The organism is Desulfoconvexum algidum (genome assembly GCF_055382125.1).
This window is the reverse complement of sequence record NZ_AP042394.1, coordinates 163,371-185,583: the sequence shown is the minus strand read 5'-3', so window position 1 is coordinate 185,583 and position 22,213 is coordinate 163,371. Positions and strand designations below refer to the sequence as shown.

Sequence of the window (22,213 nt, the reverse complement as noted above, 5' to 3'; positions counted from 1 at the left end):
CAGCACAATATAGCAACCACCATCTCTTTTGTCAACACCCCATTTTACTCGGGCAAATCAGCCTCAAATTTATCCAGAATACTCGCTGACATATGGGTGTGAACCTTTTTAATATTTTTTTCCGTAAGAGTTTTGGTGGCGGATCTGTAGACAACCCGGAAGGACAAAGATTTTTTCCCCTCTTCCAAAGGCTGCCCTTCAAATACATCGAAAAGAAAATAATTTTCAACAAGAGATTGACGTTCAGCAAATATTTTCATCTGACCCAGAATGGCGCCCACCTCAATCTCCTTGTCCAGGATAAAGGTCATATCCCTTGAAAGGGATGGAAACTTTGGCAGAGGATTGGCTAGAAGGGATTCAGGCATCAAACTTAAAAGCAGTGCCAAATCAAGGTCAAAGACATAGGCATCCTGCTTGAGACCAAAGTTTTTGAGCACCTGACCCTCAATTTTTCCCAGGGAACCGACCACTTTATCCGCTATTTTCACAATGGCGCCAAAACCTGGTTCAAAATAGGGACAGGCATCTGCTTCTATTTTTGAAAAAAGAACATCTGAAATCATCAGACTCCGCAGCAAACCTTCCACAACCCCTTTCAGGTCATAAAAATCAACACCTGCTTTCTTGGAGAACCAGGACTGCTCTGTACGGTTGCCGGTTATAAGACCTGCCACCATTTCTCGTTCCTCGGGCAATTTTCCTTTTTGGGTTGCAAAAAAGACTTTGCCGATTTCAAAAATTTTTATGGAGTCCGACTGTTTAGAATTATTCCGCTTCATGGTTTCAAGCAATCCGGGGACAAGGGAGGTCCTCAGTACCGACATCTGGTCTGAAATAGGATTTAAAATTGTTTCCACGGATCTTCTCGGATCGGTATCAGATAACTTGAGCCGGTCGCAGGATTCTCCATGAATAAAATTATAATTAATGGCTTCATAAAAAGAAAACCCCGGCAAAATCTGCCGAATTTTCTCCCTAAGCAATAATACAGGAGATAGAACCTTTCCTTTAGCAGGCACCAGAGGATAGCTGGTCTTAATATTATTATATCCCCAGAGACGGGCGACTTCTTCGGACAGATCTTCCGGCCGCACCACGTCCACTCGAAAGGAAGGGACAAGAACATTTAATTGATTCTCTGAGGTTTGCTCAATCTGAAACTCAACCGAGCGTAAAATTTCCACAATGGCCTCGCAGGAAAGATCAGTCCCCAAACGAGTATTCAAGGCATCTGTGTCCAGGGAAATCGTTACGGGCTCGGACTTTAGCGGATGTTCATCAATAAAATCTTTTGCAATGGATGCGCCGCAGATATCTGCGATTAAAGAAACCGCCCGTTTCATTGCATATACCGTCCCTTCAGGATCCACCCCCCGCTCAAATCTATGGGAGGCATCGGTTGCAATCCCCGTCCGCTTGGCAGTTCTGCGAATGGAAATGGGATTAAAGTAGGCGCTTTCTATCAGAACACGGGTGGTGGCATCGGATATCTCCGAATTCTCACCGCCCATAACCCCGGCCAGGGCAACAGATCGTTCCCCGTCACAGATCATGAGCATCTCGGGCTCAAGTTTGTGTTCTTTGCTGTCCAGGGTGGTAAAATCGAGGTCAGATCCGGCTTTTTGGACAATAATCTTTCCCTTTGCCAGATTGTCAAAATCAAATGCATGGAGGGGTTGTCCGGTTTCAAGCATGACAAAGTTGGTCACATCCACCACATTGTTGATGGGGGTCTGCCCGACAGCTTCCAGTTTCTGGCGGAGCCAGAAAGGGGACGGTCCCACTTTAACATCAAACAGCATCCCCGCAGAATACCGGGGACAAAGATCTGGATCCTTGATGGACACTTGCACATGGTCATGGATGGACTTGTCCACTATTTTTTCCTGGGGCAGGACAACTGCAGGCTTTTTCACACGACCCATGGGCTCGGTAAAGGCACCCACTTCCCTTGCAACCCCGATCACACTCAAGCAATCCGGCCGATTGGGCGTCAAATCAATTTCAAAGACCGTATCGGAAATAGCCAGTGCCGTTTCCAGAGGTGTTCCCGGCAAGAGACCTTCTTCAAGATCCATTATCCCGGAAGCATCGTTGGCAAGCCTCAGCTCAGATCCGCTGCACAGCATTCCACAGGAGCGTTCCCCCCGAAGTTTGCTTTTTTTAATTTTCAAATCTCCGGGCAGCACGGCACCAGGAAGAGCACAGGCAACTGTCATCCCCTGCCTTACATTGGGTGCGCCACAAACAATCTGAACCGGCTCATCCCCTCCAACATCAACCATACAGCAGGAAAGTGTGTCTGCATTGGGATGCTTTCGAAGTTCATCCACTCTTGCCACCACAACATTGTCCAGATAATCATACAGGCTTTCAACGGAATCAACTTCAAGTCCCGCCATGGTAAGCCTGTCAGAAATGTCCTGGGGATCGAGATCAACGGGAATGTATTCTTTTAACCAGCTTAAACTGACTTTCATATTAAAACTGCCCTAGAAAACGAAGATCGTTTTCATAATATTTTCTAATATCATCAATACCATACTTGAGCATGGCCATCCGTTCTATACCAATCCCAAAGGCAAACCCGGTGTAAATGTCTGTATCATAGCCGACATTTTCAAACACCGCAGGATGAACCATGCCAGCCCCTAACACCTCAAGCCATCCTGTTTTAGAACAGATACGACACCCCTTGCCCTTACACATCACGCAGCGGATGTCCACTTCAGCACTGGGTTCGGTAAAGGGAAAAAAGCTGGGCCGAAACCGCAGGGAAGTTTCTTTGTCAAAAAACTGATGCACAAAGGTGGTTAATATTCCCTTAAGATCACCAAAGGAAATATTTTTATCCACCATCAGCCCTTCGATCTGATGGAACATGGGAGTATGGGTCAAATCGGAATCACACCGGAACACCTTGCCCGCAGAAATGATACGCACCGGCGGATCTGTTTTTTCCATGGCCCTGGGTTGGGAAGGAGAGGTGTGGGTTCTTAATACAATATTGTCTGACACATAAAAGGTATCCTGCATATCTCTGGCAGGATGATATTTCGGAATATTCAAGGCCTCAAAATTATAATAATCTGTTTCAACCTCAGGGCCTTCTGCAATATCAAATCCCAACCGCATAAATATACCGGACATCTCATTTAAGACCTGGGTAACAGGATGCAAGCCACCCCTGACAGCCGGACGACCGGGCAGGGTCACATCAATTCCGGCACCCCTGCTTTTTGCGCCTCCCTCAAGAACAATAGCCGCCTGTTGAATCAAAGATTCAAGCTTTACCTTCAATAGGTTAGCGTTCTTTCCGGCATCGGGTCGGTCTGCCTCGGGAAGGGATGAAATATTCCTCAAAAATCCGGTAAGCTCACCCTTCCTGCCAAGATAGCGGGTGGCTACCAACTCAAGGGCATCAGCGGATTCGGCACGTTCAATATTCTCAAGGGCTTCTTTTTCAATATCAGCAATACTGTTTTGCAAAATACCCCCAGTCTAATTTAACCGGGCAGTTGCCTGGGATGCCAACTGGGAGAAACCAGCAGGATCACAGATAGCCAGATCTGCCAACACTTTACGGTCCAGCTCACAGCCAACCAGCTTGAGACCATTCATAAACTTAGAATAAGAAAGGTCATTCATTCTTGCACCGGCATTAATCCGGACAATCCAAAGTTTTCTAAATTCTCTTTTCCGAACACGCCTGTCCCGGTATGCATACATCAATGCCTTATCAACCGCATCTGCAGCCGTTCTGTATAATTTGCTTCTACCGCCCCTAAATCCTCTTGCAAGCTTTAAGACTTTATTTCTACGCCTGTTTGCTTTAAATCCTCTTTTAACTCTCATCGACCTGACTCCTTACTATATATTGGGTTCCGAATTGATCCCCAACCTGTATACGGGTAATCCGAAAAAAAAATTTAGCCGTTCGGCAGCATACGTCTGACTGCTTTCAAATTAGACGCATCAACAATCTGATCCAGACGTAAGGACCGTTTTCGCTTGGTACTTTTCTTTGTCAAAATATGACTGGCATGGGATTTACGGAATTTAAATTTCCCAGACCCTGTTTTTTTAAACCGTTTTGCTGCGGCCCTGCATGTTTTAATTTTAGGCATCTTAACCTCTCCCTGTGTGTTGCAGTTTACTAATTAAGCTGCAATTTACTAAAAATGTTGCAATTTACTAAAAAAAATAGAAGGTGGTATAAAATATATACCACCATATATTACCATATGTATATTAAACAATCTGCTAGTTTGAACTAAACGGACAAAGACTAACTTTTAGGCCCCAACAGCATTGTCATTACCCGGCCTTCAAATTTGGGAGGCTGTTCAACCACCGTAAATTCCTCGGTCAGGTTAACAATTTTTTCCAAAACAGCATTGGCCTGTTCCCTGAGCATAAACTCTCTCCCGCGGAAAACCAATGTGATCTTAACTTTATCATTCTTACTGATAAATTTCTCAATATGCCGAACCTTGGTTTCAAGGTCATGATCATCTGTTTTAGGACGTACCTTTATTTCCTTAATCTGAGAGCCTTTCTGCTTTCTCCTGGCGTCCTGTTTTTTCTTGGTAAGCTCATACTTAAACTTTCCATGATCCATGATCTTACAGACAGGCGGATTGGCATCCGGAGACACTTCAACCAAATCCATGTTACCGTCCACGGCTATTTGCAACGCCTCAGCAATGGGCAAAACCCCTATCTGTTCGCCGTCAGCACCGATTACACGAACTTCTGCGGCCCGGATCCCCTTATTCACGATTGTCTGGTCCTGTCGCCCTCGTTTATTAGATATTTTCACACCTTCCGCTTTGGCACGCCTCCCTAATGTTCATCAATAGTATAAGTAAGTATAACCTTGTGATTATAACGGCTTGCTCTAAGAAATGCAAGTATTATTTATTTCTCAGTCGACGATCTTTTCTTTTGGTCCAGAGTATACGCTTCCAAAAAACTGTTTTTCCAGTATTGGTTTGTCTCTTTATTAAAAAATTCGTAGAAAAGATCAAGACTTTTTTCCCGCAACACACCCGGAACCACCTCTATTTTTGCATCTTTATATAGAGGTGCCATTGAAGACAGATCACAGCAGGTCCCTCCCCCCATTGGGTCTTCATAGGCATAGACAATTTTTTTTATGCCGGAAAGAATAATTGCGGCAAAACACATTAAACAGGGTTCCATGGTACAAAAAAGAACAGATTTCTCCGGAATAAACACCCGGCCATTGACCTCGAGAGATTTTAATGCTCTTATTTCCGCATGATCAATTTCACTAAAAAAAGAATTCCCAACACGGGTTCCCTGACGAGCCCCTGTGGCAATCACCTCTCGTCCCTGGACAATCACGCACCCAACAGGAAACTCTCCTCGTGTAAACGCTATTTTGGCCTGGGTCAGTGCCATTTCCATAAACGCTTCATTTGCCAAGATCTGCTGTGATTCCTTATATAGAAACTAACTATTACCTATTTCCCCTGAAGAACTTAAGATTGGAATACGGGGAGTCACTTGCTTTTTTTGATAACTATTGTATGGTATTCGGATATTAACAAAATTTCAACACCAAAATTTATGAATCTAATTAAAAAACAAATAGCACCCCTTAAAAAAGAGCCTTGCATAAGGGAAATCTTTCAACAAAGGGAACAAAGTTTTCTTTCTGAATATGGGACACCCAGCACCCAGACCACCAGAAGAAAAGAGGAAACAAATACCTGTAACATTCGGACCCCTTTTCAAATAGATCGGGACAGGATTGTCTATTCCAATTCATTCAGACGCCTGAAATATAAAACCCAGGTATTCTTGTCCCCCTTAGGTGATCACTATAGGACCCGTCTAACCCATACCCTTGAGGTGTCAGAAATTGCCAGAAATATTGCCCGGGCCTTTGCGGTAAACGAAGATCTTGCCGAAGCCATCGCCCTGGGCCATGATCTGGGCCACACCCCCTTTGGTCATGGTGGAGAGACCGCCTTGATCGAAGTCCATTCCCCCCATTTTTCCCACGCATACCAGAGTCTGCGGGTGGTGGACGTGCTTGAAAATAAAGGTGAAGGCCTGAATCTCACCAAACAAGTCCGGGATGGAATTCTCAAGCATTCAAAGGGCTTTGGCAACATCCTCCCCGCCACACCAGGTCAAACCGCCATCACTGTTGAGGGCAGAATTGTACGGGTGGCGGACATCATTGCCTACCTTAACCATGACCTGGATGATGCCCTCAGGGCAAAAGTCATCTCCAAGTCGGAAGTCCCCGATATCTGCCTTAAAAAACTGGGAAAAACCCATTCAGCCAGAGCCAGCACCATGATAGAATACCTGGTATACAACTCCGGCCCCCATAAAGGTAAATTTGTCCTGGATATGGGAGAAGATGCCTTCCATGCCATGACCATTTTACGAAAATTTCTCTATGACAAGGTCTATCGTTCCCCTGTGGTTCACAATGAATTTTTAAAGGCCAAAAAAGTTATTATGGGCCTTTATCATTATTTTATCGAACACCCGGATATGATGCAAATAGAACTGGAAAAAATGGAAATGGCCCCCTGGGACGCACAAAAAAATGTCTTAAAACGATCTGTTTGTGATCTAATTGCCAGCATGACAGACCGGTATGCACTGGATTTGTATACAAAATTATTTTTCCCCAATCCCCTGGTATAACACCTATTATAACAATTGATATAACCCATGACACATAAAGCATTCCAACAACTCGCTGATATTTACACAACCATGGACAAGGCATGGGACATGACAGCCTCCCAATACGGTTTTCAATGTAAGGGATGTGAGGACAATTGTTGCACCTCCCTGTTTTTCCACCACACCTTTGTCGAAAAAGCATTTCTGATCCACGGGTTTGAACAACTGGCCCCGGACATAAAAAAAGAAGTCCGGACAAAAGCCATGATCTATTACCAGAAAACCTTTCCGGATGGACAGATGCCGACATCCCAAAAGCTCATGTGCCCCCTCAACCAGGATGGTCGCTGTCTGGTCTATGGATATCGCCCCATGATATGCCGGCTCCACGGCCTTCCCCACGAACTTCACAAGCCAGGGTCAGCCCCATTTAAAGGGCCGGGATGCCCTGCCGGTAAATTTAACGAAGCCCCCTATATTCCCTTTGACCGAACCCCTTTTTACAAAGGAATGGCAACGGTTGAAATGAAATTTCGACAAAGAACCGGCAAGACTGAGAAAATCAAAGAGACCGTGGCCCAGATGATTCTCTTTTAAAACAGACCAGTGTCAAATCATCACTTTGGTGCCGCTCCCTGGAAAAAATATCCACGGAATCGACAATCTTCCGGACAAGCAAAATAGGATCTGTCGGGCAATTTTCCACGACCCTCTCCAAACGACTTGCACCATACAATTTTTGGTCTATATTCTTCGCTTCAATGATGCCGTCAGTATAAATCAGGATCATCCCCCCCTTTTTTAACAGGAACCGATCCTGCCCATATTCAGCATCAGGCAATATTCCCAGGGGAGGCCCCTTGGCCTCCTGACTGCCAATTATCTGAACACCTTGTTCATCCACAAAAAGCGGTGAAATGTGCCCGGCATTGGAAAAACAGATCTGTCCTGTTTCAATATCCAGAAGAATATAAACCAGGGTGACAAACATTCCCTGTTTTGCCCGGTCACAAAGCTGTTTATTTATTTTTGAAAAAAGCTTTCCAGGGTCTTTGTAAAGGGAAGCATAATATTGAAGGTCGCTGCTGAGCCTTGCCATAAAAAGAGATGCAGCAATCCCCTTACCCGACACATCCCCAATGACCACCCCAAGCCTATTTTTCGGCAGTTTAAAAAATTGATAAAAATCTCCTCCGACTTCAAGGGCAGGCCGGTTCATGGCGGCAAAGCAAAACCCTTCTATCCTAGGAACCCGGGCCGGCAAAAAACTTTCCTGTACCGCCCTTGCCAGCTTAAGATCCCTTTCCATAGCTCGTTCACGAAGGCGGTTCAACTCATCTAATTTGATATACATCTGTGCGCTTTCAATGGCCAGGGCCATATGGCTTGCCGCAATCTTCACAACCTCGACCGCTTCGAGGTTAAAATGATGGGGAAGCGGGTGCATCAGGGTGACGATGCCGAACAGGAGGTTCTGTTTAACAATGGGAACTGCCAGAGCAGATCTTACCGTGTAAGGTTCTTCGGGCAGGGACAGCCACCGGGGATCAGTTTTTGTATCCTCGATTATCCCTACCCTGCCATGGGCACGAACCCACCCGGCAAGCCCCTTGTCTAAAACAAAACCTACAATTTTAGACTTCAGCCCCGGGCTGACGTCTCCCCGGGTGAGAAGGCTTTCCGTCACCACCCCTTCCGGGTTCAATAAAAAAAGGCTTCCCATTTTCGCACCTGATAATTGGACGGTTACCTCAAGGGTTTTGAGCATGGAAATTTTGAGCATTTTTTCTTCGGCAGCAGACCCGGCCATTTCAATCAATCGCTCAAATAGTCGGCTTTGGGCCTTATAGGCACTATTCTCCTGCTTTAACAATCGGTTTTCTTTTTGAAGCTTTACCAAATCCATAGCAATCACCCTTGTATTTCCTAAATTTTTGGCTTAATTATTCCCTATTCCTATACGCTTCACAATCTTTTTATTGAATAAACCAGTCTTATACTTTAAAGCCTTGCAAAACAAAAAAACTTGGCAAAAAGAATTGATATTTAAAGGACTTTCTTATAGAATCATTGAAGGGTACTGGAATACAACGGATAAGGTGTATTCCCTTGCCCCATTGGCTTACACAAATATTTACACACTTATATTCGAACAGAGGAAAAAGAATAGATGTCCAACGGACTATACATAACAGCAACTGAATCGGGAAGCGGAAAATCGGCCATTGCATTGGGGGTCATGGAGATGCTTTTCAGAAAATTGGACTGTGTCGGTTTTTTCCGGCCCATTATCAACCCAGACCAAACTTCCCAGGATCCTGATATCCTGCTGATGGCAACCCGGTTCAACCTGAACCTGCCCTATGAAAAAATGTACGGTATCACCCAAACAGAGGCAGAGCGTTTGATGGCCCTTGGGAAAAAAGGGGAAATCATTGAACGAATCATTGAAAAGTACAATGAGGCACAAAAACATTGCAATTTTATCCTCTGCGAAGGAACCGATTTTGTTTCCTCCACAGCCAGTGTTGAAATTGATATCAATGCCAGTATTATAAAAAACCTGGCATGCCCGGTATTACTGGTTGCAAATGCATTTCAAAAGCCCCTTGAAGATGTCGCAAGGCTCATCAGCCTGACCCTGGAATCCCTTGTTGAAAAAGGATGCCAGATTGTCGGCACCATCATTAACCGTGTCACCGCCTCAACAGAGGATGATATTATCCATCGCATCAAAGCTGCCGGCCTTGTTCGGAACCAATTGATTTACGCCATACCCGATGAAGCCGTCCTGGCAAAGCCCACCCTGTCCGAAGTGGCCAAAACCCTGAATGCCGATATTCTATGCGGGCACAAGCAAATGTACCGCCATGCCAGAAGTTTTACCGTGGCTGCCATGCAACTGAGAAATCTATTGCCCAGAATCGTCCACGGCACATTGATCATTACCCCGGGAGACAGAGCCGACATCATTGTTGCCTGCCTGGCTACCCTTTCTTCAACGTCCATGGAAAAAATATCCGGAATTATTCTCACCGGAGGACTAACACCGGAAAAACCCATCTGGGAACTCATTGAAGGATTCTCCGGCATGGTACCCGTCCTCAGTGTAGCCACAGACACCTTTCAAACAACGGTTGAGGTTGAAAAAATTCAATCCACCATTTCTCCCAGGGATGATCGGAAAATCACCCGGGCCCTGGCCTTGTTTGAACAGCACATTGACATAGAAAAACTGGTAAAAAAAGTCATCACCACTGAAAGCACCATTGTAACGCCAAAAATGTTCGAGTTCAAAGTTATTCAACGGGCAATATCCGATAAAAAGAGAATCGTTCTGCCCGAAGGATCGGAAGATAGGATTCTTCTGGCGGCAGAAGCCCTTCTTCGCCGGGAAATAGTGGATATCACCCTTCTTGGAAATGAACAAAAAATCCACCAGAAAATTGCCAAAATGGGATTGCGCATGGGAGAGATTGAAATTATAGAGCCACTAAACGCCCCCAATCTGGATCTTTATACTGACTCCTATTATGAATTGAGAAAACACAAGGGGATCACAAGGGAAAACGCCAGGGATCTTGTTTGTGATGTCAATTTTTTTGGGACCATGATGGTTCACCACAATCATGTGGACGGAATGGTTTCAGGCGCTGTTCACAGTACAGCCGCCACCATTAAGCCGGCCTTTGAAATCATCAAGGGCAAAGAAAAATCGACCCCGGTTTCCAGCCTGTTTTTCATGTGCCTCTGGGACCGGGTAATAGCCTATGGAGACTGTGCCATAAATCCAGATCCAGATGCCAGGGAGCTGGCTGAAATTGCCATCACCTCTGCCGAAACTGCAACAATGTTTGGCATCACTCCCCGCATTGCCATGCTTTCCTATTCCACCGGGTCATCGGGAAAGGGAAAGGACGTGGACAAGGTTCGGGAGGCCACGGCACGGGTCAGAGAAAAACGACCCGACCTGCTCGTGGAAGGACCCATCCAGTATGATGCCGCCATTGAGCCCAATGTGGCCAAAACAAAACTTCCGGACAGCCAGGTGGCAGGAAAGGCCACCGTCTTTATTTTTCCGGATCTCAACACAGGCAACAACACCTATAAGGCCGTACAACGATCCTCGGGTGCCGTTGCCATCGGCCCCGTGCTCCAGGGACTGAACAAACCGGTCAATGATCTGAGCCGGGGCTGCCTGGTTGAAGATATTGTGAACACGGTCGCCATCACGGCAGTACAGGCACAGGGGGCACAAAGTCCCAAAATTACAAAAATTTAAAGTATGAATCTAAACGGAGCTCCAATGAACCTAAAAAATGACCCCACCACTATTGACCTGGCCGAACTTTTAATGCCGCTTAATGACAATGCTTCAGACCATATCACATGGGTCAATTTTGATGGAGAAGTCCACATTTCAAAAACAAACGCCATAAAAGAAAATGCTAAATTCTGGTATGAAACACTTGCGGCGGGAAATGGATATGTCGGACCACAGGCTGCTAATGACCCAGACTATTTAGAAAGAGAACTGAGCTGTCTAAAACGGGATTGGTCAAAAGATGCCAAGGGGCCTATCAATTTTTAATGCTGACCCCGGTGTTTTTAAAAACCCGTCAACCGGTCTTTTCAGGCTCACCGGGTCCGGATATTTATACAGATATCCCACCCGGTGAGCATACATTTTGTGGGACGCACCGAAGCATCGCCCGGAATGCAAAAAAAATGCCAACCCATAAAAAAAAATATTTGGTCCTTGACTTTACTTGATAACCCTATACCCTGTTAATTGCCCCCCGGATATAAAGGATACGCAAACGTTTCCTTCTTAAGGTGTATTTCCCCAATCTGCAAATGTGGTTTACCCCCAAAGTCAGAAGCCTTTATCTTTAATAAAACTTGTCCAATGCACAAAAAATCTCATCTTCAAAATAGATGAATATTTTTTGAATTCGTTAATTGTTAATTAAGGAGGCCCATGAAATCAGAAAAGAAACCTTATCCCCAAAAACGCATCACAACAGCCCTGTTACTGGCAGCCGGCACTGGAAGCCGCCTGCTCCCCCTCACAAAAAAATCACCTAAATGCCTCACACTCGTGAATGAAATTTCCATATTAGAACGGTTGATAAAAAGTCTGAATCAAAACGGTTTCAAACGACTGGTTGTGGTTACCGGTCACCTGGAAGACTGTATTCGAAATTTTTTGGAAACCCGGGCAGGCAATCTTACCATTGAGTATGTTTTCAGCCCCTTATACAAAACAACCAATAATATATACTCCTTATGGATGGCCAGAGACGTCATTAATGAACCTTTTTTGCTCATTGAAAGCGATCTTGTTTTTGACCCATCCTTATTGAAGGAGATGCTTTACCCTGACAGGATTGCCATTGCCAAAATGAAACCGTGGCTGAACGGTTCAACCGTCACAATCAATGCATCCAATACGATTAATGCATTTCACAGTGATGGGGCAGAAGGTTCCGGCGGCATTCGTTATAAGACTGTAAATATATACAGTCTTTCAATTTCCTCCTGGTACCTGGTTATCGCAAAACTAAATCAATTTATTCTGGCAGGCAAGGTGAATGACTATTATGAAAAGGTATTCAGACAATTGGTCATTGAACGATCACTATCCCTTGAAGCTGTCTTTTTTGACCATAAGCCATGGTATGAGATTGACACCGCAGAAGACCTTGCCTCTGCTGAAAGATTGTTCCCCTCAAAGGTGGGCTTGCCCTTTGATATTTTAGGTACAACCTATCTACCAAAAACAGACCTGCCTGCCCGCAAAAAAGTTCTTAAAGGAAGCCTTTATGCCCAATCCCGATTATAACAACCCGGCGGAAAGATATGACTATATCTCAGGTCAGCATGGTGGATATTATCGCCATGATTTTATTGATCATGCCTATTTATATAACCTTTATTTTCCCCCGGAAGAGGTGTTTACCTGTTTTAAAAACAACATTCATGATCTTGTCCTGAACTACCCGGTTGCCCAGGATGTCCTGGCCAGTCTGGTAGGTAAGCTTATTGATCAACCGCCCGAGCGCATTGTTGTCGGTAATGGCGCGGCAGAGCTTATCAAAATCGTCTCGGGGCATCTGACAAACCGTCTCATTGTTCCGGTGCCGTCATTTAATGAATATGTAAATGCAGCGCCAAAGGGCAGCGCCATAGAGTTTGCCCTTGAATGGCCCTCTTTCCAGCTGGATGTGGACAAATTTGCAGCTCACGCCATTAAAGCCAACGCAGATGTTGCAATTGTGGTCACACCGAACAACCCCACCTCCATCGCTGTTCCAAAACAGGACCTGGTACGCCTGGCCAAAAAACTTTCCAGTCATGATTGTCAGCTGATTATTGATGAGTCCTTTATTGATTTTACCCGAGATCCGGATCAATTTTCAATGGAAGATCAAATTGAAAAGTATCCCAATATCGCAATTTTCAAAAGCATGAGCAAAGCATATGGTATCTGCGGCATTCGAATCGGATATCTGGTGACAGCAAATCTGAAATTTGCCGATGCGGTTCGCCAGGGTATCCATATCTGGAATATTAACGGATTTGCCGAAGAGTTCTTAAGAATCCTGCCTGATTTTCATAATGATTTTATTAAAAGCTGCAGCCAGGTTAGACAAGATCGGGATAAACTCTATGAAAACCTGAACGCCTTTTCACAGCTTTCGGTTTATAAACCAGATGCAAATTTTATTTTTTGCCGTCTGCCCGACACTGGATTGAATGCACCCCAATTAACAAAAAAATTATTTGTTGACCATAATATATATATTAAACATTGTCTGGGTAAAACCCTGGCCCATGGGGATCGTTTTGTCCGTATCGCCTCCAGGACACAACAAGAAAACACCAACCTGGTGGATGCCCTGGCATCTATCCTTGGGTATAAATAGAGAGCTTATGATGAAAACACCACCATATCAACCTTCCCATCAGACCGGCATGCTCTGGTTTGCCAAAGACCTTCCGAATATCTGCTCCCTTGCAGGGCTTTTATGTGCACTTTTAGGAATCTATTTTGCAATTTTACAACATTTTTCCATTGCCGTCATTGCAATGATCTGGGCCGTTCTTTTTGACTGGGGAGACGGCATTATTGCCCGAAACATGAAGGGCAGAACACAAAAACAAGGGGAATTCGGAGGCCAGCTGGACTCATTGATCGATATGGTCAGTTTTGGCATCTGCCCGGCTGTTTTTCTTTTAAGTTACGGGCAGTTCAGTGCATGGTATTTGCCGGGTGCCTTTGTGATTGTTGCCGCAGGTGCCATACGACTGAGTTATTTTAATGTATTCGGCCTTGTGGACAGCACAACTTACAAGGGGCTTGCACTGGACAACAATGTTATTGTTTTCGCGTTTATTTTTCTGTTTGAACATTTTTTTGATCCCGGTACTTTTTCAATCATACTCTATGCAATGTTCATGATCATGGCGGGCTTTAACCTGTCATCCCTGCGAACACCAAAATTTTCCGGCGCCTGGTTTTATGTCCTCATGGGGTATACGGTAATTTTAACACTTATTTATAGCTTTATCAGTTTTTCATAAATGATTGAGTGGATATGACCTAGGGTCCAGGCGACAACTATCTGTTTAAACGATGAAGAACATCGTTTAAAGGGCCCAAAAGATGTGATAAAAGAAAGAATGCTCTGGCTTTTAAAAATAATATTGGCCCCTGTTTTAATCTACCAGGGGAAACAGGTCAGGAAAAATACCCCCAGATTGCCCGAAGCCGCTGGACTTCGCAAGGGTATCCAGGGCAATGGGGTTAAACAGGTCCGCCTGCTGATCCTTGGGGATTCTGCTGCTGCCGGGGTTGGTGTGGATGACCAGGCCAGGGCATTGTCCGGGCAGATTCTTGTCTGTTTTGGAAAAGAGTTCAGGGTTGAATGGGAATTGATTGCAAAAACCGGTGCCACCACCGCGGATACCGTAACGCATATGCAATCCCTGCCTTCGGCAACTTTTGATGTTGCGGTCACCTCCCTGGGGGTCAACGATGTAAAAGCGGGGGTGACAAAGGACCAATGGATGGCAAGCCAAAAAAAACTGGTGTGTCTTTTGCGGGAAAAATTCAAGATTAAAAAATTGCTCATTTCTGCAGTTCCCCCCATGGAAATGTTCCCGGCGCTGCCCTGGCCCCTGGGATTTTACCTGGGATTGTGTTCAAGCCAGATGAATCGACCCATGGGGGCCTGGCTTGCGACCCAGGCCGATTGTGAATTCCTGAAATTTAATTTACCCTTTGATGAGAAACTTATGGCCGAGGACGGCTTTCATCCGGGCCCCAAACTTCATACCCTCTGGGGAAGACAGATCTTTGAACAGATCAACCGGCACTTTCGCACATGAACATTCGATAATTAAACTTTAAGGTTGGAAAAATACGACCGGTTGCAAGCCCGACTGAGCCGCCATTATCCACCGATAATTCACACCGGATTCATTGGTCTATTATATTTTCATGGTTTCAAAACTGATCAGGAAAGATAACTTCCCATTTTTTAGTTTTCAAAAGCGGACTCTCATTTTTATCCAGTCCCTTCATTGCACAGATTTTTTCTTTTAAAAGATTCTGCTGCTCATCGTTTTCCGTGACAAAAATTTTCATACCAGGTTCTGTCTTTGCATAATCAAGCATGGCAAAATCACTCTCTGAATTGCCTGCCACAAGCACTGGCTTTTTTACGGAATCGACATATTCTTTTATGGCAGCGACCTTACCTGAATACCAGGTTGTGATACCTGACAAAGAAGACGTAATCATACTTTCATAATAATTTTTATTCAGACGCTTATCATACTGACCTAAAAGGTTCTTACCATTTGAAGATCTAAGGGCAAGCCTCATTCCGATGACGCTTGAAGACGGAATATCAAAACCGTATTTCGGATCTGCAACAACCATTCGCACAAGCTCTTCCTGGGATGCCGTCACAACATAAACCTTAATCCCTTTTTCAAATAAAAATGCCCGCAGCTCCTGCTGCCAGAAAAACACTGTTGGTCGATCAATCCGCTTTTCAACAATGGAACCATCATTTTGAGATGCCATATATGAAATTGAACCATTTTTATTAAACAAGTCATCAATATGCTCTTTTAACGCTCCGGGTGAAAAACCGGCAAAGGCCTGACACAGCCAGAAGTAACCAAGATTTATATCCGCATCACAAAGTCTGAGGTAATAAGAGACCAGACTCTCTCCTGACATAATCGGCATTGGAAACATAGCTGCATTATACCTGCCAACTGAAATAATCTTCTCAGATTCAAGAAGAGAAAGCAGCGATTCACTTAGATCATTGCTCCAAAGGGTTCCGTCTGCATCGAATACGGCATAGTTATCATCATAAGCAAAGGCTGAAGCAAGCTTTTCAAGTCTGGCAACAATTTTTTCAGGCCAGGAAGAAAGCATTCTTCATTTCCTTTAGTTTTACTTTAGTTATTCCACCCAATGTCTCATCAAAGTGAATTGGCAATAAATTTTCCGATTACACAATCCCCCCGGGCAGGGGCGGGACCTCTTCCCCGGCCAGGACAAAACCGCCGTCAAGACGGACAACGCTGCCGGTCATATAGGGGGCATCCTTGATCATAAAAAGGCAGGCCTTGACCACATCTTCGATGGTGCCGGTCCGCTTTACAAGCGTGTGGTCAATGAGTGCTTGTTTTTCATCCTCCGTGAGCACCTCTCGCCAGCCCCGGGTTCCCTGGGCATGACGGGTTTCAAAAATCCCCAGCATAAGCTCGTTAACCCGAAGAGTGGGTGCCCCCATTCGGGCCCAGGTTTCGGTTAAAGAAGAGATCCCCCGGTTGGCCATGGCATATCCGTCATTGAAGACAAGCGCTGCGGGACCTGCTCTTCCCACCATGCCGGCAATGGAGGACAAATTAATTACAATGGCGTCACGAGACGCCATGAGCTGCGGATAAACCGCGTCAAAGACCCATCGTTTGGCCTTGAGGGTGGTTTGAATTTCAAGGTCCCACTGCGCTTCAGTGTATTTGCCGTGGACCGTGGGCCATCCTCCCCGTTCAATATTATTAATAAGGATATCCAGACGACCGTATCTGTCCCGGATGAAACCAGCTATTTTTTCTATATCCGAAGGTTTGCACAGATCTGCGGTAAAGATATGGTGTTCGGCCCGGCTGGCTGCAAACGCGTCCTCCATGGCGTCAAAATCGGTTTCCCAATCATGGCGGGTGAGTATGAGAGTTGCCCCCTGATCCGCCAGGGCAAGCCCTATTGCTTTTCCGATTCCCTTTACCGCCCCCAGAACCAGGGCGACCTTGCCTTGGATCTCCATTGCCTATTCCTTTATGTATAGTTCTATACCAAAGAGCATATTTTTCACCCAGGCAATGCCAAAGTCCATGAGGGCTTCATCATCGATTTTCAGCGTCTGCAAACGGGAGTCGGCCAAGTTGAAATTCTTTAAAATACCCCGCTCAAAAATCCTATACCTGAATTCATCCAGGTCATACAAGGCCAGATATACCTGATCGGACTGGGCACCGTCAAGCTTCCCCGGCAAAATCCTATTTTTCAAACTGATCAGTTCCATGAGTTTGTCATTGTGCAAATTATGGAGCGCCACCTCCTGACCGTCCATCCATTCACGGACCGTCAAATTTGTTTTTTTGCCAAATCCCTTGCAATGGGGTTCTTCAATTAAAGCAAAATATTCATTAATTTCCTTGGTTTCCCGATCCATGGCAATGGCCCGAGCAAGGGGATAAAGTCGGCAGGAGCCTGGCCTGTCCGCATATACGGAACAGCCTTTTGGGGTTACAAAGGGGCATTCATAGCCTGTGGCAGGATCGAGTTTAAACGCAACAATGGGCAGCCCCGAATTCGGTCCGAAATGAAAGGAGGTGTAGCGTTTGAGAAAAACCTGGGAAGATATCCCCAGATTTCTTTTGAGCCTTAAAATATCATAGGGGGTTAAGGCCTGGTTCAGGTCCCGGCAGCAGTCATTAAAGCAGGGGTTCTCAGAACAACACTCAAAGGGCATCGGGTCTCGTTCATGGACGGGGATCATGTCTTCGGTCATTTTTATGTCCTTAATTAAATTTTTTCGTTTTTAAACCGCACTTAAATTACCAGGATTCCTTTAATTTTTCCAGTCCCTTTTTGATCAGGACACCTCACTACATATGGTACCTCGTCCCGCCTGAATTTAATATATATTGTAATGAATTTCAGCCGCCAAAACAATTGGAAATATAGGTCAATCTTTTTTCAAAATTTCTTGACAATAGCCATATCAGAGTGCTATTGCCTTAACATTTATGCGAAGCTTGCATCAGGTGCAGATTAACTTTTTTACTTGGAATAAACTGCACTGGTCCAAGAACTGGCTTATGGATTACCAGGCGGAACAGTGAATGATTCGGCCTATGTTGTTAATAAAAATAGTAGCACAACGGTATTGTGCGATTTGATTAACTTAAATTATGGAGGTATTTTAAATGCCATCTTTTGTAATTGCAGAAAAATGTGACGGCTGCAAAGGTGGGGACAAAACAGCTTGTATGTATATCTGTCCCAATGACCTGATGGTTCTTGAACCCAACGAAATGAAAGCATACAACCAGGAGCCAGATCAGTGCTGGGAATGCTATTCATGTGTAAAAATTTGTCCTTCCCAGGCAATTGAAGTCAGAGGATACTCTGACTTTGTTCCAATGGGAGCTTCTGTTGTTCCCATGATGGGTACCGAGGACATCATGTGGACCTGTAAGTTCCGGAACGGTGTTGTGAAACGCTTTAAGTTCCCCATCAGAACTACTCCTGAAGGTGAAGCCAATTCCTATGATGATCTGAAAGGCAAAGATCTTTGGTCTGGTCTTCTTTCCACCCAGGAAGCTGACGGTTATGTTCTTGCAGCTCCAACCGAGCTTGCATAATTAACTGTCACAATTAAAATTTGATACTTTATATATAATTTTGGAGGTATATAATGGCATTACCAAATAAACCTGTTGGAGAGCTTAGAGCTGTAAGAGATCCTGAGGTTGATAAAAGAGACGTTGATGTTCTGATCATCGGTGGCGGTATGGCTGCCTGCGGAACAGCATTTGAAATTAAAAAATGGGCATCTGACGACACAAAAATTCTTCTTTGTGACAAAGCAGCCCTTGAGCGGTCTGGTGCAGTAGCCCAGGGTCTTTCCGCAATCAATACATATGTTGGCGAAAACAAACCTGAAGATTATGTCCGCATGGTTAGAAATGACCTTATGGGTATTGTTCGTGAAGACCTTATCTTTGACTTGGGTCGCCACGTTGATGATTCCGTACATCTTTTCGAAGAATGGGGACTTCCCATTTGGAAAAAAAGTGACGACGGAAAAACCCTTGACGGGAAAAAAGGTCTGAAACAGGGTACGCTTAAGGGCGGCGCCGCTCCGGTCCGTACCGGTAAATGGCAGATCATGATCAATGGTGAGTCCTACAAGAGAATTGTTGCCGAAGCCGGTAAAAAAGCCCTTGGCCCAGACAATATCATTGAAAGATGCTTCATCGTTGAGATTCTCAACGACAAAGATGATCCCACAAGAGTTGCTGGCGCTGTTGGTTTCTCACTGAGAGAAAACAAAGTTTATATCATCAACGCAAAAGTTATCATGTGTGCTTGCGGTGGCGCGGTTAATGTGTATCAGCCCCGTTCAGTTGGTGAGGGAAAAGGTCGTGCCTGGTATCCCATCTGGAATGCAGGTTCTACCTATACAATGGCTGCCAGAGCAGGTGCCGAGCTTTCCATGATGGAAAACCGTTTCACCCCTGCTCGTTTTAAAGATGGTTACGGCCCTGTTGGCGCGTGGTTCCTTCTTTTTAAAGCCCAGACCGTTAATGGTCTTGGCGAGAACTATGCTGCATCCGACGAAGCAAAAGCAGAGCTTGCAAAATATGCTCCTTACGGAACTGCTGCTGTAACGCCTACTTGTCTGAGAAACCATCTCATGATGAAAGAGTACAAAGAAGGCCGTGGTCCCATCATCATGAAAACTTCCGATGCCCTTGCAAAACTGGGCGAAACCATGAGCAAGAAAGAACTCAAACATCTTGAGTCTGAAGCTTGGGAAGATTTTCTTGATATGTCCATTGGTCAGGCCGGTCTCTGGTGCGCAACTAACACTGAACCTGAGCTGAAAGACTCTGAGATTATGCCGACCGAACCCTACCTGTTAGGTTCTCACTCCGGTTGTTGCGGCATCTGGTGTTCAGGTCCTGAAGAAGATTGGGTCCCGGACAGCTACAAATGGGGTTACAACAGAATGACCACCGTCAACGGTCTGTTTACCGCTGGTGATGGGGTTGGTTGTTCCGGTCATAAGTTTTCTTCCGGATCCCATGCTGAGGGTCGTATTGTTGCAAAATCCATGATGCAGTACCTGGAAAAAGAAGGTTCCAAGGTAACTGGTTTCAAAGAAACTGATGCAGAATTGGTTGACTTTGTTTATGCACCGGTCAGAAATTATCTTGATCATTGCGGTTATTCAACAGATGAGAATGTTAACCCCAACTATTGCAAACCTGCTGGTATGGCAATGCGTCTGATGAAGATGACCAATGAGTATGGTGGCGGTACTGCAACATACTACATGACAGGTGGAAAATCCCTTGAAATCCTCATGGATCTGTTCGAAATGTTCCGTGAAGACCTTGAGAAAATTGGCGCCGGTGATCTGCATGAATTGATGAGAGCATGGGAAATCAACCATCGTCTCTACACAGTTCAGGCCCATACCCGTCACATCCAGTTCCGTGAAGAATCAAGATACCCCGGTTTTTACTACCGAGGTGACTTCATGGGTCAGGATGACGAAAATTGGTTCTGCTTTGTTAACTCTACATACAACAAAGTAACCAATGAGTGGACCATGAAAAAAGTACCTTACATCAAAATCATTGCTGACTAATACAGCAATTGAGTTTTGAGGGTATAGTTTGATACGCAACCTCCAGGTGCTGGTTCTCCAGTGCCTGGAGGTTTTTTCAAATTACAGGCCTTATCCGGCCTTCTTCCTGTCTCCTCTTTTGTAAAGACATACGCGATTACTGCGTTAACCCAAGGCGTCTGTATTTACAAAATAGGAGAGAGGGTGCCGGAGAAAATCTGCAGGGCTGTAAGGCCTTGGGATTTTGGCATATAATAATAATGAGAAAACCAATAGAAACAACTCAATTGCACGGAGGGACAGCATGACAACAGATAATTCAGCCCCGGTAAGTGGAAGCATCATGGTGGTTGGCGGTGGAATCAGTGGCCTTACAACTGCCCTGGAAGCTGCCGAAGTGGGGTATGAGGTCTTCCTTGTGGAAAAGGAAGCATCCCTTGGCGGAAGAGTATCCCAGCTCAAACACTACTTCCCCAAACTTTGCCCGCCCACATGCGGACTTGAGATCAACTATAGACGACTCAAGGACAACAAAAACATCACCGTACTTACCATGTCTGAAGTGGCCAGCGTGGACGGCAAAGCCGGTGATTACACGGTAACCGTCAAGACGGCCCCCAGATATGTCAATGAAAACTGCACCGCCTGCGGCGAATGCGCCAAAGTCTGTGAAACTGAAATTTCCAATGATTTCAACTTTGGCATGGACCGCAGAAAAGCCGCATATCTTCCCCATAACATGGCATTCCCCCAAAGATATGTCATGGATCCTGCCATGAGCACCGATGACCGGGACAGAGTCAAGGAAGCCTGTAAATATGATGCCGTTGACTTTGACATGGAAGAAAAAACCATTGATCTTAAAGTCGGTGCCATTGTCTGGTGCACAGGATGGCAACCCTACGACGCCACCAAGATCGATAACCTGGGGTTTGGCCGGTATCAGAACATTGTGACCAATATGATGCTGGAAAGAATGGCCTCATTAAATGGTCCCACCGAAGGAAAGATTCTTCGACCCTCCGATAACAAAGCACCTGCAACCATCGCATTTGCACAATGTGCAGGGTCCAGGGACGAGAATCATCTGCCCTATTGCTCTTATGTATGCTGCATGGCCTCCCTAAAGCATGCCACCTATTTGAGAGCCCAGTACCCGGATGCCAAAATTTATATCTATTATATAGATCTTCGGACACCGGGTTTGAAATATGAAAAATTCTATGCCAACCTCAAGGCAGATGAGAACATCTTCTTTGTCAAAGGTAAAGTAGCAGAAGTCAGTGAAGAAGCGGAAAGCGCCAACATAAATCTTGTGGCGGAAGATACCATCACAGGCGCAAAGGTCCGTCAGACCGTTGACTTGTTGGTACTTGCCACCGGGATGCAGCCCACCTGCGCCATTGACAAACCCAATGCAGATCTTCAATACAACGAAGACGGCTTTATTGTGAATGACTTTTCAAAAGGCGGCATGTTTGCAGCAGGTTGTGCCAACAAACCTGCCGATGTCGTAACATCTAACCAGAATGCCACAGGCATGGCACTTAAAGCCATTCAGACCCTTGTAAGGAGGTAAGGAC

The 22,213-nt window shown here is 45.2% G+C and carries 21 protein-coding genes; 11 read left to right on the top strand and 10 right to left on the bottom strand.

The annotated features are described in order from the left end of the window. Positions 1-44: 44 nt before the first annotated feature. From pheT to ACZ45G_RS00785, 6 genes are all read right to left on the bottom strand, one after another. A complete protein-coding gene (pheT, locus tag ACZ45G_RS00810) occupies positions 45-2,483 on the bottom strand; it encodes a phenylalanine--tRNA ligase subunit beta (protein ID WP_464174708.1) in 2,439 nt (812 codons plus the stop codon). A gap of 1 nt (position 2,484) precedes the next feature. After that, positions 2,485-3,492: a phenylalanine--tRNA ligase subunit alpha gene (gene pheS / locus ACZ45G_RS00805; RefSeq protein ID WP_464174707.1), complete on the bottom strand. Its 1,008-nt coding sequence runs from the start codon at positions 3,490-3,492 to the stop codon at positions 2,485-2,487. Between the two features lie 12 nt (positions 3,493-3,504). After that, positions 3,505-3,858 carry a 50S ribosomal protein L20 gene (gene rplT / locus ACZ45G_RS00800; protein WP_464174705.1) on the bottom strand — a complete coding sequence of 118 codons (354 nt, stop codon included), beginning with the start codon at positions 3,856-3,858 and terminating at the stop codon, positions 3,505-3,507. 74 nt (positions 3,859-3,932) lie between these two features. After that, positions 3,933-4,130, bottom strand: a complete 198-nt coding sequence (rpmI, locus tag ACZ45G_RS00795; protein ID WP_464174704.1) for a 50S ribosomal protein L35 — start codon at positions 4,128-4,130, stop codon at positions 3,933-3,935. A 161-nt stretch (positions 4,131-4,291) separates the two neighbouring features. Beyond that, the gene (infC, locus tag ACZ45G_RS00790; protein WP_464174703.1) at positions 4,292-4,825 is read right to left on the bottom strand and encodes a translation initiation factor IF-3; all 534 of its coding nucleotides are present in this window, start codon (positions 4,823-4,825) and stop codon (positions 4,292-4,294) included. A gap of 98 nt (positions 4,826-4,923) precedes the next feature. Continuing rightward, complete coding sequence (locus ACZ45G_RS00785) at positions 4,924-5,454, bottom strand: nucleoside deaminase (RefSeq protein ID WP_464174702.1); 531 nt, start codon at positions 5,452-5,454, stop codon at positions 4,924-4,926. Between the two features lie 144 nt (positions 5,455-5,598). On the opposite strand from ACZ45G_RS00785, the gene ACZ45G_RS00780 reads away from it, so the two are divergent. Both ACZ45G_RS00780 and ACZ45G_RS00775 read left to right on the top strand, forming a co-directional pair. After that, complete coding sequence (locus ACZ45G_RS00780; RefSeq protein WP_464179833.1) at positions 5,599-6,696, top strand: deoxyguanosinetriphosphate triphosphohydrolase; 1,098 nt, start codon at positions 5,599-5,601, stop codon at positions 6,694-6,696. Between the two features lie 27 nt (positions 6,697-6,723). Further along, a complete protein-coding gene (locus ACZ45G_RS00775; RefSeq protein WP_464174701.1) occupies positions 6,724-7,275 on the top strand; it encodes a hypothetical protein in 552 nt (183 codons plus the stop codon). On the opposite strand, the gene ACZ45G_RS00770 is transcribed toward ACZ45G_RS00775, so the two are convergent. After that, the gene (locus ACZ45G_RS00770) at positions 7,241-8,584 is read right to left on the bottom strand and encodes a PP2C family protein-serine/threonine phosphatase (RefSeq protein ID WP_464174699.1); all 1,344 of its coding nucleotides are present in this window, start codon (positions 8,582-8,584) and stop codon (positions 7,241-7,243) included. The two genes, ACZ45G_RS00775 and ACZ45G_RS00770, sit on opposite strands and share 35 nt — an antisense overlap. A gap of 264 nt (positions 8,585-8,848) precedes the next feature. Between ACZ45G_RS00770 and pta the strand changes: the two genes are divergently transcribed. From pta to ACZ45G_RS00740, 6 genes are all read left to right on the top strand, one after another. After that, positions 8,849-10,960, top strand: coding sequence for a phosphate acetyltransferase (gene pta, locus ACZ45G_RS00765; protein WP_464174698.1), 2,112 nt, complete (start codon positions 8,849-8,851; stop codon positions 10,958-10,960). Positions 10,961-10,984: 24 nt separating this feature from the next. Then, a complete protein-coding gene (locus ACZ45G_RS00760; RefSeq protein ID WP_464174697.1) occupies positions 10,985-11,269 on the top strand; it encodes a hypothetical protein in 285 nt (94 codons plus the stop codon). A 390-nt stretch (positions 11,270-11,659) separates the two neighbouring features. Then, a complete protein-coding gene (locus ACZ45G_RS00755; RefSeq protein ID WP_464174696.1) occupies positions 11,660-12,523 on the top strand; it encodes a phosphocholine cytidylyltransferase family protein in 864 nt (287 codons plus the stop codon). Then, positions 12,504-13,607, top strand: a complete 1,104-nt coding sequence (locus ACZ45G_RS00750) for a pyridoxal phosphate-dependent aminotransferase (protein WP_464174695.1) — start codon at positions 12,504-12,506, stop codon at positions 13,605-13,607. The genes ACZ45G_RS00755 and ACZ45G_RS00750 overlap by 20 nt, the downstream gene beginning before the upstream one ends. A gap of 7 nt (positions 13,608-13,614) precedes the next feature. After that, positions 13,615-14,265 (top strand): CDP-alcohol phosphatidyltransferase family protein, encoded by a 651-nt coding sequence (locus ACZ45G_RS00745; RefSeq protein WP_464174694.1) that lies wholly within the window; start codon positions 13,615-13,617, stop codon positions 14,263-14,265. Between the two features lie 84 nt (positions 14,266-14,349). Beyond that, positions 14,350-15,072: an SGNH/GDSL hydrolase family protein gene (locus tag ACZ45G_RS00740; protein ID WP_464174693.1), complete on the top strand. Its 723-nt coding sequence runs from the start codon at positions 14,350-14,352 to the stop codon at positions 15,070-15,072. 118 nt (positions 15,073-15,190) lie between these two features. Here the strand turns inward: ACZ45G_RS00740 and ACZ45G_RS00735 are convergent, their stop codons facing one another. From ACZ45G_RS00735 to ACZ45G_RS00725, 3 genes are all read right to left on the bottom strand, one after another. After that, on the bottom strand, positions 15,191-16,138 hold the full coding sequence (locus ACZ45G_RS00735) for an HAD family hydrolase (RefSeq protein ID WP_464174691.1): 948 nt from the start codon (positions 16,136-16,138) through the stop codon (positions 15,191-15,193). 76 nt (positions 16,139-16,214) lie between these two features. After that, positions 16,215-17,033, bottom strand: coding sequence for an SDR family NAD(P)-dependent oxidoreductase (locus ACZ45G_RS00730; RefSeq protein WP_464174690.1), 819 nt, complete (start codon positions 17,031-17,033; stop codon positions 16,215-16,217). A 3-nt stretch (positions 17,034-17,036) separates the two neighbouring features. Beyond that, positions 17,037-17,780 (bottom strand): YkgJ family cysteine cluster protein, encoded by a 744-nt coding sequence (locus ACZ45G_RS00725; RefSeq protein ID WP_464174689.1) that lies wholly within the window; start codon positions 17,778-17,780, stop codon positions 17,037-17,039. A gap of 418 nt (positions 17,781-18,198) precedes the next feature. Here ACZ45G_RS00725 and aprB point away from each other — a divergent pair, with 418 nt between their 5' ends. The 3 genes from aprB to ACZ45G_RS00710 all read left to right on the top strand — a co-directional run bounded on the left by aprB (position 18,199) and on the right by ACZ45G_RS00710 (position 22,209). Beyond that, the gene (gene aprB, locus ACZ45G_RS00720; protein ID WP_464174687.1) at positions 18,199-18,636 is read left to right on the top strand and encodes an adenylyl-sulfate reductase subunit beta; all 438 of its coding nucleotides are present in this window, start codon (positions 18,199-18,201) and stop codon (positions 18,634-18,636) included. 53 nt (positions 18,637-18,689) lie between these two features. Then, the gene (gene aprA, locus ACZ45G_RS00715; RefSeq protein WP_464174686.1) at positions 18,690-20,651 is read left to right on the top strand and encodes an adenylyl-sulfate reductase subunit alpha; all 1,962 of its coding nucleotides are present in this window, start codon (positions 18,690-18,692) and stop codon (positions 20,649-20,651) included. A 283-nt stretch (positions 20,652-20,934) separates the two neighbouring features. Next, positions 20,935-22,209, top strand: a complete 1,275-nt coding sequence (locus ACZ45G_RS00710; protein ID WP_464174684.1) for a CoB--CoM heterodisulfide reductase iron-sulfur subunit A family protein — start codon at positions 20,935-20,937, stop codon at positions 22,207-22,209. Positions 22,210-22,213 lie beyond the last annotated feature (4 nt).